Origin of the sequence: Rhizobium sp. 25PS6 (genome assembly GCF_032464655.1) — a bacterium.
GTDB classification, from domain to species: domain Bacteria; phylum Pseudomonadota; class Alphaproteobacteria; order Rhizobiales; family Rhizobiaceae; genus Rhizobium; species Rhizobium laguerreae.
In genome coordinates this window covers 50101-64612 of sequence record NZ_JAWDIV010000019.1, presented here as the reverse complement: position 1 = coordinate 64612, position 14512 = coordinate 50101, and the positions used below count along the sequence as shown (strand labels likewise).

Genomic DNA, 14512 nt, shown 5'->3' with positions numbered 1-14512 from the left:
GATGGCGGGCGCTCTACAGCGCCACGCGTCTTTTCGAGAGCCGCAGGGCGCTGCAGCACTTCATTGTTTCAGGATTTCGCGGCCGGCTTTTCCACATGGCCGCCGAAGCCCGCGCGCATCGCCGACAGCACCTTATTGGCGAATTCGTCATTGTCGCGCGAGGAGAAACGGCCGTAGAGCGCAGCACTCAGCACCGGCGTCGGCACGCTTTCGTCAATTGCCGCCATGATGGTCCAGCGGCCTTCGCCGCTGTCCGAAACCCGGCCTGCATATTTGGCCAGTGCCGGATCGGCATGCAGCGCATCGGCTGTGAGATCGAGCAGCCAGGAGGTGATGACGCTGCCGCGGCGCCAGACTTCGGCGACATCCTGCAGGTTGAAGTCGTATTGGAAATGTTCCGGATGGGCGAGCGGCGCGGTTTCCGCATCCGCCTCGTGCGAGGCAGCGCCGATATTGGCATGTTTCAGAATATTGATACCTTCGGCATAGGCAGCCATCAGGCCGTATTCGATGCCGTTATGCACCATCTTGACGAAATGACCGGCACCATGCGGGCCACAATGCAGGTAACCCTGTTCCGCGGTGCTGACCGCGGCCGCTTCGGGGCTCCGGTTCGGCGAGGCTTCGGTCTTGCCGACGCCGGGCGCCAGCGTCGCGAAGATTGGGGAAAGATGTTCGACGACGCCCTTCTCGCCGCCGATCATCAGGCAATAACCGCGCTCAAGGCCGAAGACGCCACCGCTGGTGCCGACATCGACATAGTGGATGCCCTTGGTGATGAGGTCGGCGCCGCGGCGGATATCGTCATGATAATAGGAGTTGCCGCCGTCGATGACGATATCGCCATTCTCAAGCAACGGCACCAGGCTCGCCAGTACCTTGTCGACGATCGCCGCCGGCAGCATCAGCCAGATCGCGCGCGGATGGGCGAGCTTCGAGACGAATTCCGCGAGCGAAGCACTGCCGGTCGCGCCGAGGCCTGCGAGCTCGGCAACGCTTTCCGGCCTTGCGTCGTAGACAACGCATTCGTGACCGCCTCGCATCAAGCGCTGGACCATATAATTGCCCATGCGGCCCAAACCAACCATGCCAAGCTGCATAATGAATCTCCTGGAAACCGAAATGAAGTATCGAATCCGGAAATTAGCACCCGCGGTGTGACAGGCAAGCGAAGTCTCGGTCATATTGACGAATGCGACTATTGCGCCTCGCGCACCAGATGCACGATACCAGCCGGATTGACGATCCAGGCGCCGCGCAGATCCTCCGGCAACGCCTCGATCGGATCGCAGCGAATGACACCGGCCCTTTCGAGATGCGCGGCAGCCCTCTCGAGATCCGGTGTCATCAACTCCAGCCAGAGCTCGGCCTGGCTCATCGCCGGCACCTCGTCGATCCAGAGCCGGATCGGCCCGAGAGCGAACAGCGCCGCATCCCCTTCGCCGATCTGCTTGAGGCCGATGACATCGCGATAGAAGTCGACCGTCGCCTGATACTGGTGCGGCGGCACCTTCATCGCAATATCGACGCCGCCATAAAGAAGTTCCGTCATGAGCTTTCTCCTCAAACGTCCGGCGCGCTGGCCGGCTCGCCCTTCATTTCGCTGAGGAACATGCCCTCGCGCAGATTGATGCCATATTCGACGAAGGCCTTCATGCTGCAGAGCATCTGCGTCCAGCCTTCGCAGTTGAGATAGGTGCCGCGCCGGCCGGCCTCGTCCTCGCGCCAGCCGCTCTCCGCAATCGTCACCAGCGTGCCACCATCCTCCAGCGCCTTGAAGTCCATCTCCACCAGCGTCTTGTACGTCGCCTTGTCTTCGCCAGTGCCGCCATCCCAGCGCAGCACGATGCGGCTTTCCGGCACCAGATCGACGACCTCGACCGGCGCATCCTTCCACCAGGTCACCGTCGTGCCCTTCACAAGCGGCGCGCTCGCTCCGCCGATCGTGGTGAAATAGCTGCTGAGTTTCTTCGGGTTGACGACGGCGTCGAAAACCTCGGCGACGGGGCGGCCGATACGGCCGGAAACGCGGATTCCAAGAGACATGACACTTCTCCTCTTCTCCAGTGGGTCTGTTCCATTGTGTTTGGCGCCATTATGTTATAAAAACATAACATGTCAAGCGAATCAACTGACGACCCCGTTTTCAAGGCGCTGGCGCATCATCGCCGCCGCGAAATCCTCGATCTGCTCAAGGACGGCCCTCGAACCACAGGGGCCCTTTGCGAGATGTTTCCGGAGATGGATCGCTGTACGGTGATGCAGCATCTGAAGGTACTGGAAGAGGCTGACCTGCTCATTGCCAGGAAGGAAGGCCGCGAGCGCTGGAACCATCTGAACAGCCTGCCGATCAAACACATCTATGACCGTTGGATCAGCGCCTATGCCGGCCATTCCCTGTCGATTCTCGACCGGCTGAAGGGCGACCTCGAGGGGCAGTCCGAATGATGATCCAGCCGCCCCACAGCTTGCCGGTCGGTCAGCCGAAGACTTATGCTGGCGAAAACGGCACGGGATCAGGCAGATGACGATATCGGGAGCCGGCATACGCCGCATGCGGCTGCTGCGCAGCATGAAGCAGGGGCACCTCGCCGAACTCCTCGGCGTCAACCAGGCGACGGTCTCACGCTGGGAGCGTAATCAGCTCGCTCTCTCGCCCGAACAGGCCATCAAGCTGGAACGGATTTTCGCCTCCCCGCAACATGCAGCAGTCGACGCGGCGCTGAAGCGGCTGGTCGAGGATTCCGTCCGGCCGGCGCATCTGATCTGCGACCGCACCCACCGGCTGCTCTCCGCCTCTCGCCCACGACAGGCGGAGTGGCGGGCGCCGCTCGGCGCCTTTCTCGGCCGTTCTCTGTTCTCTTATGCCTCCGCCGAAATCGCCGCCGCCGAGCAGTCGCTGAAGGAGCGCGGCTGGCATGAGGGCAGGCTCTCGTCGCTGACCCTCGATACCGGCGCCAACGGCAATGCGCTGCTGCCGATCGCAGCCGGCCGCGTGACCTGGGAACGGATCATGCTTTCCGATGGCAGCGCCGGCCGCCTTGTTACGACCATCGGCTAAGCCTCAAGCTTTCCTCCACGCCCATGCATAATTTATGCGTTGTCCGGAGACGTCAGTCTTTATAGCGTCCGCCGCCGAACGGTCAGGGGACGAAGTGATGACGATATTGGTAACGGGAAGTGCCGGCCATCTCGGCGAGGCGCTGATGCGAACTTTGAGGGCGGAAAGCTGCTGGGTGCGCGGTATCGATATCAAGCCCTCGGCTTTTACCGACATGGTCGGCTCGATCAATGATCGCGCCTTCGTCCAGCAGACGATGTTAGGCATCAGCCACGTCATCCATGCCGCGACGCTGCACAAGCCGCATGTGGCAACCCACGACAATTACGATTTCCTCGAGACCAATATCGCCGGCACACTGAACCTGCTCGAAGAAGCCGTCGCCGCAGACGTTGTCAGCTTCGTCTTCACCAGCACCACCAGTACCTTCGGTGCAGCACTGACCCCGGCTGCCGGCAAACCGGCGGCATGGGTGACCGAGGACGTGCTTCCCGTCGCGAAAAACATCTACGGCGTGACGAAACTTGCCGCCGAAGGTCTGTGCGAACTCTTCGCCCGCAAATCCGGCCTGCCGGTGGTCATTCTCAGAACGTCGCGCTTCTTCCCCGAAAACGACGACGATCCTGACATTCGCAACCGCTATTCGGCAGAGAATGCCCAGGCCAACGAGCTTCTTCACCGCCGCGTCGATATCAGCGACGTGGTCGGCGCTCATCTGCTGGCGCTCGAAAAGGCGCCGTCGATCGGCTTCGGCCGCTACATCGCCTCCGCCACGACGCCGTTTTCGGCAAGTGATCTCGCCGCGATCCGGCGCGATGCGCCTCACGTCGTCGAACGACTGTTCCCAGGTGCAGGCGCCCTTTACGCATCACGCGGCTGGAAAATGTTCCCGACACTCGACCGCGTCTACGTCAACGAACGCGCAAGGCGGGAGCTCGGCTGGCAGCCGCGATATGATTTCCGTTTCGTGCTCGATTGCCTGCGCGACAACAAGGAATGGCGAAGCCCTTTGGCGCTGAATGTCGGCTCCAAGGGCTATCACGACGAGGTCTTCGCCGAAGGGCCGTACCCGGTATGCCAAGGACAAGACGTCGATCGCCGCTGAGAGCGAAATCGTTGCTCTTTCCGACAAGAACCTTCCTGATGCTCGCTGTCGATCCGGCGTCTTCGCTGAAAATAGAAGAAAAGGGTGCGATCCACGACCACCGATGGATGTTTACGATCCTGGGTGCCTACAAACGTAGGTGGGCGCCGTGTGTCCAGGCCCACGGGCCTGGCCAGGGACAGCTCCCTTTGGATCGAGTATGGCCCCAGGGATTGTGGTTCCTGTCGAGAGGCGCAGACCGCATGCCGATATATAAGGTCGTTTGCGCCGACGCGCCAGTGGCAGCAGCAAGCCGTCCTTATTTAATTGAGATCAATTGAGTTCGGGGGCGGACCGGCCGTTCAGCTTGTCGGTGATGCCGCGGATGCGGCTCGAAACCTCACTGAGCGCCGCGGCTAGGTTTTCCTCGGTGCGGGCGGTCGCTGCAAGCACCGTATCGCGGTTGCCGCGCAGCGTCTCGAGCTCGGATTCCAATCCGGCGACGCGGCGCGTCAGTTCGGAAATTTCATCCACAACCATGATGCCGGCCATGACGGTGATCCTGAGATCGCCGATTTCCCCGAACTGATCCTTGAGATGGCCGACATACCCGTCGAAGCGGTTGGCGAGATCGGTCAGGTGATCCTCCTGCCCTTCTTCGCAGGCCATGCGATAGGCCTTGCCGTCGATAGTAACCGTCACCTGCGCCATGCGAAACTCTCTCTCATCAGCGATCCAGAACCGCGCGGATCGTTTCCATGGCCGTCACCAGCCGCCGCGAGACCTCGCGATTGACCTCTTCCAGCCGGTTGGCGCGGAATTCGGCCTGGTCGAGCTCCTGCGCCAGCCGGGAGCGATCGGCATGCACGCGCCGCACCTCGCCCTCGATCTCGCCCTGCTCGCGCTGGCGCTCGACGCGCATGTCGACGGCGTTTTCGAGGCTCGATATCGCCTGTCTCAATTCGTTGAGCGCTGCTTCCATGGTTTTGCCTGTGGGCATCATGTCTTTCCGATTCCCGCGCAGGATCCGCGAATCGGCACGCCGCGCCGATCCTGCGTTTTCAAAAGGATATGCCGCTCGTAAACGGCCCGTCAATAAATCCTGTCACTTGCCCACCGGCCTATCCTGTGGATGAGCGTTTTACACATGTCCGCCACATCAGATTCGTCATTTGTACAATCGCGCGATCAAATGTCAAAAATCGCCGCTGCACGCCCGGATTTGGCCTGCCATTTATTGACTTGCCCGTCCCAACTGCTATGTCTCTGCCGCTTTCACTCGATGGTCTTGGAGGCTCGAGGCCATCCCCCGACACCCGGAACTTGCGGAAAAGCCATGACCTCTCCCGAACAACACGACCGGATGGCGAATGCGATCCGTTTTCTCGCCATGGACGCCGTTGAAAAGGCGAACTCCGGCCACCCGGGCATGCCGATGGGCATGGCTGACGTGGCGACGGTCCTGTTCACCAAATATCTGAGGTTCGATCCGAAGAAGCCGCACTGGCCGAACCGCGATCGCTTCGTGCTGTCGGCCGGCCATGGCTCGATGCTGCTCTATTCGCTGCTGTATCTGACCGGCTATCCCGATATGACGATCGAGGATCTGAAGCAGTTCCGTCAGCTCGGCTCGAAAACCGCCGGCCATCCGGAATACGGTCATGCCACAGGCATCGAAACGACGACCGGTCCGCTCGGCCAGGGTATCGCCAATTCCGTCGGCATGGCGATTGCCGAACGCAAGCTGCGCGAGGAGTTCGGCTCCGATCTCCAGGATCACTATACCTATGCGATCTGCGGCGACGGCTGCCTGATGGAAGGCATCAGCCACGAAGCCATCGCGCTCGCCGGCCACCTGAAGCTCAACAAGCTCGTCCTGTTCTGGGATAACAACTCGATCACAATCGACGGCGCCGTCTCGCTGTCGGATTCCACCGACCAGGTCGCCCGCTTCAAGGCGGTACACTGGAACACGATCGAGATCGACGGTCACGATCAGGCCGCCATCGCCGACGCGATCGAAGCGGCCCACAAGTCCGACCGCCCGACCTTCATCGCCTGCAAGACGATCATCGGCTTTGGCGCCCCGAACAAGCAGGGCACCCACAAGGTTCATGGCAACCCGCTCGGCGCCGAGGAAATCGCCGCCACCCGCAAGGCGCTGAACTGGGAATCCGAAGCCTTCGTCATCCCGTCTGATGTGCTCGACAGCTGGCGTGCAGCCGGCGCTCGCTCGGCCGACCTCGTCAAGTCCTGGGAAGACGGTCTTGCCAAGGCTCCGGCCAGGGCCGAGTTCACCCGCCGCATGGCAGGCGATCTGCCGGAAGGCTTCGACGCCGCGATCAGCGCATACAAGAAGAAGCTCGCCGAGACCAAACCGACGGTTGCGACCCGCAAGGCTTCGGAAGACGCGCTCGAGGTCATCAACGGCTTCCTGCCGGAAACGCTCGGCGGCTCCGCCGACTTGACGCCGTCGAACAACACCAAGACCAGCCAGATGCATTCGATCACCCCGACGGATTTCGCCGGTCGTTACATGCATTGGGGCATCCGCGAGCATGGCATGGCGTCTGCTATGAACGGCATTGCGCTGCATGGCGGCCTCATCCCCTATAGCGGCGGCTTCCTGATCTTCTCGGATTATTGCCGCCCGCCCATCCGCCTTGCTTCGCTGATGGGCATCCGCGTCATTCACGTCCTGACGCATGACTCGATCGGCGTCGGCGAAGACGGCCCGACGCACCAGCCGGTCGAGCAGCTCGCCGGTCTGCGCGCCATCCCGAACCTGATGGTCTTCCGTCCGGCCGACGCCACGGAAACGGCGGAATGCTGGCAGATCGCCATCAAGACGCACAACCGTCCCTCGGGCCTTGCTCTGACGCGCCAGAACCTCACGCCGTCCCGCACCGAATACAGCGAAAAGAACCTCTGCGAACAGGGCGCCTACACGCTGGCCGGCAATGCCGACGCCAAGGTGACGATCTTCGCCTCTGGCTCGGAAGTCGAAATCGCCGTTGCGGCGCGTACGGCACTCGAAGCCAAGGGCGTCACCGTCCGCGTCGTATCGGTTCCCTGCACGGAACTGTTCTTCGAGCAGCCGGAAGCCTATCGCAAGGAAATTCTCGGCAACTCGCCGGTCAAGATCGCCGTCGAAGCCGCCGTTCGCGAAGGCTGGGATGCGTTCATTGGACCGGAAGGTACCTTCATCGGCATGAAGAGCTTCGGCGCTTCCGGCCCGGTCAAGGAAGTTTACAAGCATTTCGGCATCACCGCCGACGCCGTCGTTGCGGCCGCCGAAGCAAAGCTTTAATGAGGGCGCCTTGAGGCGCTCTCCATCTCCTCAATTCCAGGCCCTCGCTATCGGGCCCTACTCTATCGGGAGTGAATGAACATGACAGTCAAGGTTGCCATCAACGGTTTCGGCCGCATCGGCCGCAACGTCCTTCGCGCCATCGTCGAATCCGGCCGCACCGACATCGAAGTCGTCGCCATCAACGATCTCGGCCCGGTTGAAACCAACGCCCACCTGCTGCGCTACGACTCGATCCACGGCCGCTTCCCGGCAACGGTGAAGGTCGAGGGCGACACGATCATCGTCGGCAACGGCAAGCCGATCAAGGTCACGGCGATCAAGGATCCGGCAACGCTCCCGCACCGTGAACTCGGCGTCGACATCGCGATGGAATGCACCGGCATCTTCACCGCCCGCGACAAGGCTGCCGCTCACCTGACCGCCGGCGCCAAGCGCGTCATCGTCTCGGCGCCTGCCGATGGTGCCGATCTGACGGTCGTCTTCGGCGTCAACCATGATCAGCTCACCAAGGAGCACTTGGTCATCTCCAACGCGTCCTGCACCACCAACTGCCTGGTGCCGGTCGTGAAGGTTCTCGACGACGCCGTCGGCATCGACCACGGCTTCATGACGACCATCCACTCCTACACCGGCGATCAGCCGACGCTCGACACGATGCACAAGGACCTGTATCGCGCCCGCGCGGCCGCCCTTTCCATGATCCCGACCTCGACGGGTGCAGCCAAGGCAGTCGGCCTCGTTCTGCCGCATCTGAAAGGCAAGCTCGACGGCACCTCGATCCGCGTTCCGACCCCGAACGTTTCGGTCGTCGACTTCAAGTTCGTCTCCAAGAAGGCGACCAGCGTTGGCGAAATCAACGAAGCCATCATGGCTGCTGCAAACGGCAAGCTGAAGGGCATCCTCGGCTACACCGACGAGCCGCTCGTCTCCCGTGACTTCAACCATGACAGCCACTCCTCGATCCTCGCAACCGATCAGACCAAGGTCATGGAAGGCAACTTCGTGCGCGTCCTGTCCTGGTACGACAACGAGTGGGGCTTCTCCAGCCGCATGTCCGACACGGCAGTCGCTTTCGCCAAGCTCATCTGAGCGCTCTTGAGGCATCGACATGCAAGCGGCCCGGGAAACCGGGCCGCTTTTTGTTGCCGTGTCTCCGAACGAAACCGCCCTCCCGCATTGGCATCTTTTCGCCCATTGCCCGGATGAGAGATCTGTTAGAATACGTCACCCTGGACATTCCAAAATGCCCAGTTTCCTCACGCCGCATCGGCCACCGGCCAGGTGCGGAACGCCAATACCGTGCGGCAGCACTGTCGCCCGCATGAAAATGAGAGAGATGGATGGATTACTTTACCGTTGAAATCGCCGGCCGCGCCGTTGCCAGTTTTCGCTCGGAAAATCACGAGGAAGCGACGCATTTCTTCGAGGCGGAAGACTTTCGCGACGATCTGACCGTCCTGGAATCCGAAGGCAAGCCTCTTTGGGACCGCAAAGCGGCCCTGAGCTTGCGCAAGGCGACCGCCGAGGAAGCAAGCGAAGTCGAGCACGCCTATGAATTCGACGACGATCCCGAACGGACCATCGAGGACGAGTTCGTCGTTTTCCTGGTCCCGGTCGCGGATCTGACCGCTGGCGAAGACGATACCGTCGAAGACTGATCGACGATCCGCATCTTTTTCCGGTTTCGAGCCATATCGAAGCGGCGGGTTCGATATGACGCCGCCGTTCGCAGGACAGGATGTCGGTGCAGTTGAGGCTGCCCCGGGTTCGAATTCGACAGGCTTCCCTACGCGAAACCATCGCCGACGAAATCCCTGGCTGCACGGATGGATCACGGGTTGGCAATCCGCCGGCCAAGCGTGCTAGATTGAGGAAATGCGCAGCGCTGCACAATGGCTAAAATGAGCCAAGTGGAGGTGATAAATGGCAGAGGCACAAAAACGCTTGTCCCACACCACCCTCAAACGGCGGCAACGGTTTCACCCCAAGCGGGACGTCAGACCTGCCGTGTTGGCAAAGGCCAATCGTCTGGTCATCTGGGTCGCCGCGTTCATTGGCCTCTCCTTTCTCGCCATCATCATACTTCAGGCCGTGTTGGGATAGCAGAGCAAGGGCCGGCCGCTTCTGGCGCAAAACTACAGCCGGTTGCCCTCGCTGGGCGGCCGGCATTTCCACCCGATATCGAAATATCTCAGCGCTCATTTTTCCCCTCGCTGCATCCGCGCCTGCAATCCAATCTTCCCGTGATTGGACAAGGCAAACGGGCCGCGTGAAAGGAGGAGCGTGTCTTATGTTGTTGCCATTCGCAGATACCGGCAGGAAAAATCCGTGCCTGTCTCTTTTGCCCTGCTCTCGCCTGATTTTCCTATACATTCTTTATACAGACTTTCTCCCGTAGCATTCCGTGTCGGTTGGCCGTCCGGCAGCCGTTCAGCAGCATGAAGCAGCATCGCGACGAGGTTAAGCCGCAAGGCCTACCCTTCTTTGACGTTTTGCCGTTTACTGACGGATCGCCGCGCGTGACGGAGGGGGTGAATTAAGGCGGATCGGCCGGGCGGGTGTGTTCGCGAAGCAGTCGATGGAAAGGGGTGGGCATGGAAGCGTTCTATATCGTGGTGCTGGTTTCGACGGCACTCGTGCTTCTTGCCGCTTTTTCGAGCCTGCTCGCCTTCCGCTTCGGCGCCCCCCTGCTGCTGCTCTTCCTGATGATCGGCCTTGCTGCCGGCGTCGATGGCCTCGGCATCGAGTTCAGCAACAATTATCTCGCCTATATTCTCGGCTCCATCGCGCTGGCCGTCATCCTGTTCGATTCCGGCTTCGGCACGCCGATACAGGCCTTCCGGCTGGCGGCCGTGCCCTCTCTGGCGCTCGCCTCGGTCGGCGTGCTGATCACCGCCTCGCTCTTTGCCTTCGCCGCCATGTGGCTTTTGAATTTCACCTGGCTGGAAGGACTGCTGCTCGGCTCGATCGTCGCATCGACGGATGCCGCCGCCGTCTTCTTCCTGCTGCGCATTGGCGGCATCAACATCCGTGACAAGGTGCGCTCGACGCTGGAAGTCGAATCCGGCACCAACGACCCGATGGCGATCTTCCTCACCATCGCCCTCGTCGAGGTGCTGGCGAGCGGCGAGCGTTATGCCGGCATCAATATCGGCATGCTCGCCATGTTCGTGCAGCAGATGGGCCTCGGCGTCATTCTCGGCCTGCTCGGCGGCATGATGATCGTGCTGATCGTCAGCAAGCTCGATACCGATCGCGGCCTGACACCGATCTTCGTGCTGGCGCTCGCTCTTCTCGTCTTCTCCTTCACCGGCGCGGTTGGCGGCAGCGGATTCCTCGCCGTCTATGTTGCCGGCATCTACGCCGGAAACCGCAAGATGCAGGCGATCGGCACCATCAAGCGCTTCCAGGACGGCATGACCTGGCTGGCGCAGATCATCATGTTCCTGGTGCTCGGCCTGCTCGCCACGCCGTCGCAATTCCCTGCCATCATCGTGCCGGCCATCCTGCTCGCCCTCTTCCTGATCTTCGTCGCCCGGCCGTTGGCGATCTGGCTGTCGCTGCTTCCCTTCGATTACACGCAGCAGGAAATCGGCTTCGTTGCCTGGGTCGGCCTGCGCGGCGCCGTCTCCATCCTGCTTGCCATCATGCCGATCCTCGGCGGGCTTGAGAACGGCCAGATCTATTTCAACACCGCCTTCATCATCGTGCTGGTCTCGCTGCTCCTCCAGGGCTGGACGATCAAACCCGTCGCCAAGAAGCTCGGGCTGATCATTCCGCCGCGCATCGGCGCCGTCGACAAGGTCGAGGTCGACCTGCCGGGCGCGGCCAACCACGAACTGCTCTCCTACCGCGTCATTAAGGATAGCCCGGTGCTGCGCGGCGAGCGCATTCCGCGCTGGGCGACCCCCTCGCTCGTCATCCGCGACGGCAAGTCGATGCGCTATCAATATGCCGGGCGGCTGCGCGAGCACGATCTCGTCTATCTCTTCATCGTGCCGAGCTATTCCCGCCTGCTCGACCGGCTCTTCGCCAGCCGGGCGCCTGTCGATGACGACGATGCCGAATTCTTCGGGGCCTTCGCGCTCTCTCCCGCCCGCCCCGCCGCCGATCTCGACGCCGCCTATGGCCCCGGCCTGCTCAACGAATCCGAAAAGGGCCTGACGATCGCCGAATTGATGCGGCAGCGTCTCGGCGGCAAGGCCGATTATGCCGACCGCGTCCGCCTCGGCTCGATCATCCTCATCGTCCGCGATCTCGACGAGCACGATCACATCACCTCCGTCGGCATGTCGCTCGAAGCAGTCGAACCGGCAATTACGCTGCCGATCTTCCTCAATCTCAAGGACATCATCCAGCGCATCCGCGACCGACTGAACGGACGCCGGAACCGGGAAACCGCAGCTTCCGAAAGCACACCGAAACCACCAGCCGGACGCGACGAAGGCACACGCGAAAACGGCCGCTGAACGCCTTGCGTCTCGAATGATCCTTGCTATGTTCGGCGCAACTTTCGCCAACCACGACAGGATCCTCCCCATGCCTTCTTTCAAGACCCTCGACGATCTTTCCGACATCCGCGGCAAGCGCGTTCTCGTCCGCGTCGACCTCAACGTCCCGGTGAAAGACGGCAAGGTCACCGATGTGACGCGCATCGAGCGTGTGGCGCCGACGATCCTCGAATTGTCCGAAAAGGGTGCCAAGGTGATCCTGCTGGCCCATTTTGGCCGGCCGAAGGATGGCCCTTCGCCGGAGCTGTCGCTGTCGCTGATCGCCCCTTCCGTCGAGGAAGTGCTTGATCATGCCGTGCTGACGGCCTCCGACTGCATCGGCGAAGCCGCCGCCTCCGCCGTTGCCGCGATGAATGACGGCGATATCCTGCTTCTGGAAAACACCCGCTTCCACAAGGGCGAGGAAAACAACGACTCCGACTTCACCAAGGCGCTTGCCGCCAACGGCGACATCTACGTCAACGACGCCTTTTCGGCCGCCCACCGCGCCCATGCCTCGACCGAGGGTCTTGCCCACCACCTGCCGGCCTATGCCGGCCGCACCATGCAGGCCGAGCTGGAAGCACTGGAAAAGGGCCTCGGTGATCCCGCTCGCCCTGTCGTCGCGATCGTCGGCGGCGCCAAGGTCTCCACCAAGATCGACCTGTTGATGAACCTCGTGAAGAAGGTCGATGCGCTCGTCATCGGCGGCGGCATGGCCAATACCTTCATCGCCGCCCGCGGCACCAATGTCGGCAAGTCACTCTGCGAACATGATCTCGCCGAAACCGCCAAGCAGATCATGATCGAGGCGGCCACCGCCGGCTGCGCCATCATCCTGCCGGACGATGGCGTGATCGCCCGCGAGTTCAAGGCGGGCGCCGCCAACGAGACGGTCGATATCAACGCCATTCCTGCCGATGCCATGGTGCTCGATGTCGGCCCGAAATCCGTTGAGGCCATCAATGCCTGGATCGAGCGCGCCGCAACCCTGGTCTGGAACGGCCCGCTCGGCGCCTTCGAGATCGAACCCTTTGATACCGCGACGGTCGCTGCCGCGAAATACGCCGCTGGGCGCACCGTAGCCGGCAAGCTCACCTCCGTTGCCGGCGGCGGCGATACCGTCTCGGCGCTCAACCATGCTGGCGTTGCCGACGATTTCACCTATGTCTCGACCGCCGGCGGCGCCTTCCTCGAATGGATGGAAGGCAAAGAGCTTCCCGGCGTCGCCGTCCTCAACGCCGCCGGATAGTCGGCGCGACTGATTCCGCAGATTTTACATGTGGATAGACCGTGGAAGAAAAACAGCTTCCGCGGTCTTTTGCTCAGCGGATGAAAAAAATCCCAAATTTTCAAACGATTGAATTGAATTCAATCGTTTCAATGACTTAGCCTTCCATTTTCCTCGCTATAAACTTCTGTTATCCGCGTTCTATATTCCTGAAGTGCCGATGTTTATTGTTGTGGAGAGAACGAAATGAGCGAACGACTGGAAGACATTGCAGTGCAGATGGTTACGGGCGGCCGGGGGCTGCTCGCCGCCGATGAATCGACCTCCACCATCAAGAAGCGTTTCGACACGATCAACCTCGACTCGACCGAAACGAGCCGGCGGGACTACCGGGAAATGCTCTTCCGCTCCGACGAGGCGATGAAGAAATATATCTCCGGCGTCATCCTCTTCGAAGAGACGTTGTTCCAGAAGGCTGCGGACGGCACGCCCTTCGTCGATATCATCCGCGCCGCCGGTGCCATCCCCGGCATCAAGGTCGATACCGGGGCCAAGCCGATGGCCAAATATCCCGCTGAAACCATTACCGAAGGCCTCGACGGTCTCGGCGAGCGCCTTGCCAGATATTATGATGCCGGCGCCCGCTTCGCCAAATGGCGCGGCGTCATCGCCATCTCGTCGACCTTGCCGACCCGCGGTTCCGTCCGCGCCAACGCTCAGGCGCTTGCTCGTTATGCCGCACTTTGCCAGGAGGCCGGGATCGTTCCGATCGTCGAACCGGAATGCCTGATGGACGGCAAACCGGGCGACCACAATATCGACCGCTGTGCCCAAGTGACCGAATCCACGCTGCGCATCGTTTTCGAGGAACTGGCCGAGGCCCGCGTCAACCTCGAAGGCATGATCCTCAAGCCGAACATGGTGATCGACGGCAAGAACGCTCGCAAGGCCTCGGTCGCGGAAGTTGCCGAACGCACCGTCAAGGTGCTGAAGGCGACCGTTCCGCCCGCCGTTCCCGGCATCGCCTTCCTCTCCGGCGGCCAGACGACCGAAGAGGCGACAGCCCATCTTTCGGCGATCAATGCCAGCGGCGACCTGCCCTGGTTCGTCACCTTCTCCTACGGCCGCGCCCTGCAGGACAGCGCGCTCAGGGCCTGGAACGGCAAGCAGGAAAACGTCGCTGCCGGCCAGCGCGAGTTCACCCACCGCGCCGAGATGAACAGCCTTGCCGCCAAGGGCAACTGGAAGAAAGACCTGGAAAAGGCCGCCTGAATTTTTGGAGCTTTGAACTTTGGGCAGGGAGCTGCGAACGCAGCTTCCTGCCCTCTCTGCC

15 protein-coding genes and 1 other RNA gene are annotated in these 14512 nt (G+C 61.5%); 10 read left to right on the top strand and 6 right to left on the bottom strand.

Features of this window, described 5'->3' with window-relative positions; translation table 11 throughout:
* Positions 1-68 precede the first annotated feature (68 nt).
* From gnd to RWK44_RS25325, 3 genes are all read right to left on the bottom strand, one after another.
* Entirely contained in the window at positions 69-1100 is a 1032-nt protein-coding gene (gene gnd, locus RWK44_RS25335) for a phosphogluconate dehydrogenase (NAD(+)-dependent, decarboxylating) (protein ID WP_316029550.1), read from the bottom strand.
* Positions 1101-1198: 98 nt separating this feature from the next.
* Positions 1199-1552 carry a hypothetical protein gene (locus tag RWK44_RS25330; RefSeq protein WP_168256339.1) on the bottom strand — a complete coding sequence of 118 codons (354 nt, stop codon included), beginning with the start codon at positions 1550-1552 and terminating at the stop codon, positions 1199-1201.
* 11 nt (positions 1553-1563) lie between these two features.
* Positions 1564-2046, bottom strand: a complete 483-nt coding sequence (locus RWK44_RS25325; protein WP_020051542.1) for an SRPBCC domain-containing protein — start codon at positions 2044-2046, stop codon at positions 1564-1566.
* A gap of 69 nt (positions 2047-2115) precedes the next feature.
* On the opposite strand from RWK44_RS25325, the gene RWK44_RS25320 reads away from it, so the two are divergent.
* The 3 genes from RWK44_RS25320 to RWK44_RS25310 all read left to right on the top strand — a co-directional run bounded on the left by RWK44_RS25320 (position 2116) and on the right by RWK44_RS25310 (position 4166).
* On the top strand, positions 2116-2448 hold the full coding sequence (locus RWK44_RS25320; protein ID WP_168256340.1) for an ArsR/SmtB family transcription factor: 333 nt from the start codon (positions 2116-2118) through the stop codon (positions 2446-2448).
* 76 nt (positions 2449-2524) lie between these two features.
* A complete protein-coding gene (locus RWK44_RS25315) occupies positions 2525-3061 on the top strand; it encodes a helix-turn-helix transcriptional regulator (protein ID WP_316029549.1) in 537 nt (178 codons plus the stop codon).
* 97 nt (positions 3062-3158) lie between these two features.
* Positions 3159-4166 (top strand): NAD-dependent epimerase/dehydratase family protein, encoded by a 1008-nt coding sequence (locus RWK44_RS25310; RefSeq protein ID WP_316029548.1) that lies wholly within the window; start codon positions 3159-3161, stop codon positions 4164-4166.
* 84 nt (positions 4167-4250) lie between these two features.
* On the opposite strand, the gene ssrS is transcribed toward RWK44_RS25310, so the two are convergent.
* From ssrS to RWK44_RS25295, 3 genes are all read right to left on the bottom strand, one after another.
* Positions 4251-4409, bottom strand: a non-coding RNA gene (gene ssrS, locus RWK44_RS25305) — 6S RNA.
* A gap of 69 nt (positions 4410-4478) precedes the next feature.
* The gene (locus RWK44_RS25300) at positions 4479-4856 is read right to left on the bottom strand and encodes a cell division protein ZapA (RefSeq protein WP_017962012.1); all 378 of its coding nucleotides are present in this window, start codon (positions 4854-4856) and stop codon (positions 4479-4481) included.
* A gap of 16 nt (positions 4857-4872) precedes the next feature.
* Positions 4873-5148: a DUF4164 domain-containing protein gene (locus tag RWK44_RS25295; RefSeq protein WP_012758879.1), complete on the bottom strand. Its 276-nt coding sequence runs from the start codon at positions 5146-5148 to the stop codon at positions 4873-4875.
* A 333-nt stretch (positions 5149-5481) separates the two neighbouring features.
* Here RWK44_RS25295 and tkt point away from each other — a divergent pair, with 333 nt between their 5' ends.
* The 7 genes from tkt (at position 5482) to RWK44_RS25260 (ending at position 14451) form a co-directional block, all read left to right on the top strand.
* Positions 5482-7455: a transketolase gene (gene tkt, locus RWK44_RS25290; RefSeq protein ID WP_221996594.1), complete on the top strand. Its 1974-nt coding sequence runs from the start codon at positions 5482-5484 to the stop codon at positions 7453-7455.
* 81 nt (positions 7456-7536) lie between these two features.
* Positions 7537-8547 carry a type I glyceraldehyde-3-phosphate dehydrogenase gene (gene gap / locus RWK44_RS25285; RefSeq protein ID WP_024323244.1) on the top strand — a complete coding sequence of 337 codons (1011 nt, stop codon included), beginning with the start codon at positions 7537-7539 and terminating at the stop codon, positions 8545-8547.
* A gap of 251 nt (positions 8548-8798) precedes the next feature.
* Positions 8799-9116, top strand: coding sequence for a hypothetical protein (locus RWK44_RS25280; RefSeq protein WP_168284256.1), 318 nt, complete (start codon positions 8799-8801; stop codon positions 9114-9116).
* A 265-nt stretch (positions 9117-9381) separates the two neighbouring features.
* Positions 9382-9561, top strand: coding sequence for a hypothetical protein (locus RWK44_RS25275; RefSeq protein WP_130656185.1), 180 nt, complete (start codon positions 9382-9384; stop codon positions 9559-9561).
* Between the two features lie 491 nt (positions 9562-10052).
* The gene (locus RWK44_RS25270; protein ID WP_026158864.1) at positions 10053-11927 is read left to right on the top strand and encodes a potassium/proton antiporter; all 1875 of its coding nucleotides are present in this window, start codon (positions 10053-10055) and stop codon (positions 11925-11927) included.
* Between the two features lie 70 nt (positions 11928-11997).
* Positions 11998-13200, top strand: coding sequence for a phosphoglycerate kinase (locus tag RWK44_RS25265; RefSeq protein ID WP_316029547.1), 1203 nt, complete (start codon positions 11998-12000; stop codon positions 13198-13200).
* 225 nt (positions 13201-13425) lie between these two features.
* Positions 13426-14451 carry a class I fructose-bisphosphate aldolase gene (locus RWK44_RS25260; protein ID WP_131665526.1) on the top strand — a complete coding sequence of 342 codons (1026 nt, stop codon included), beginning with the start codon at positions 13426-13428 and terminating at the stop codon, positions 14449-14451.
* The last annotated feature ends 61 nt before the right edge of the window (positions 14452-14512 follow it).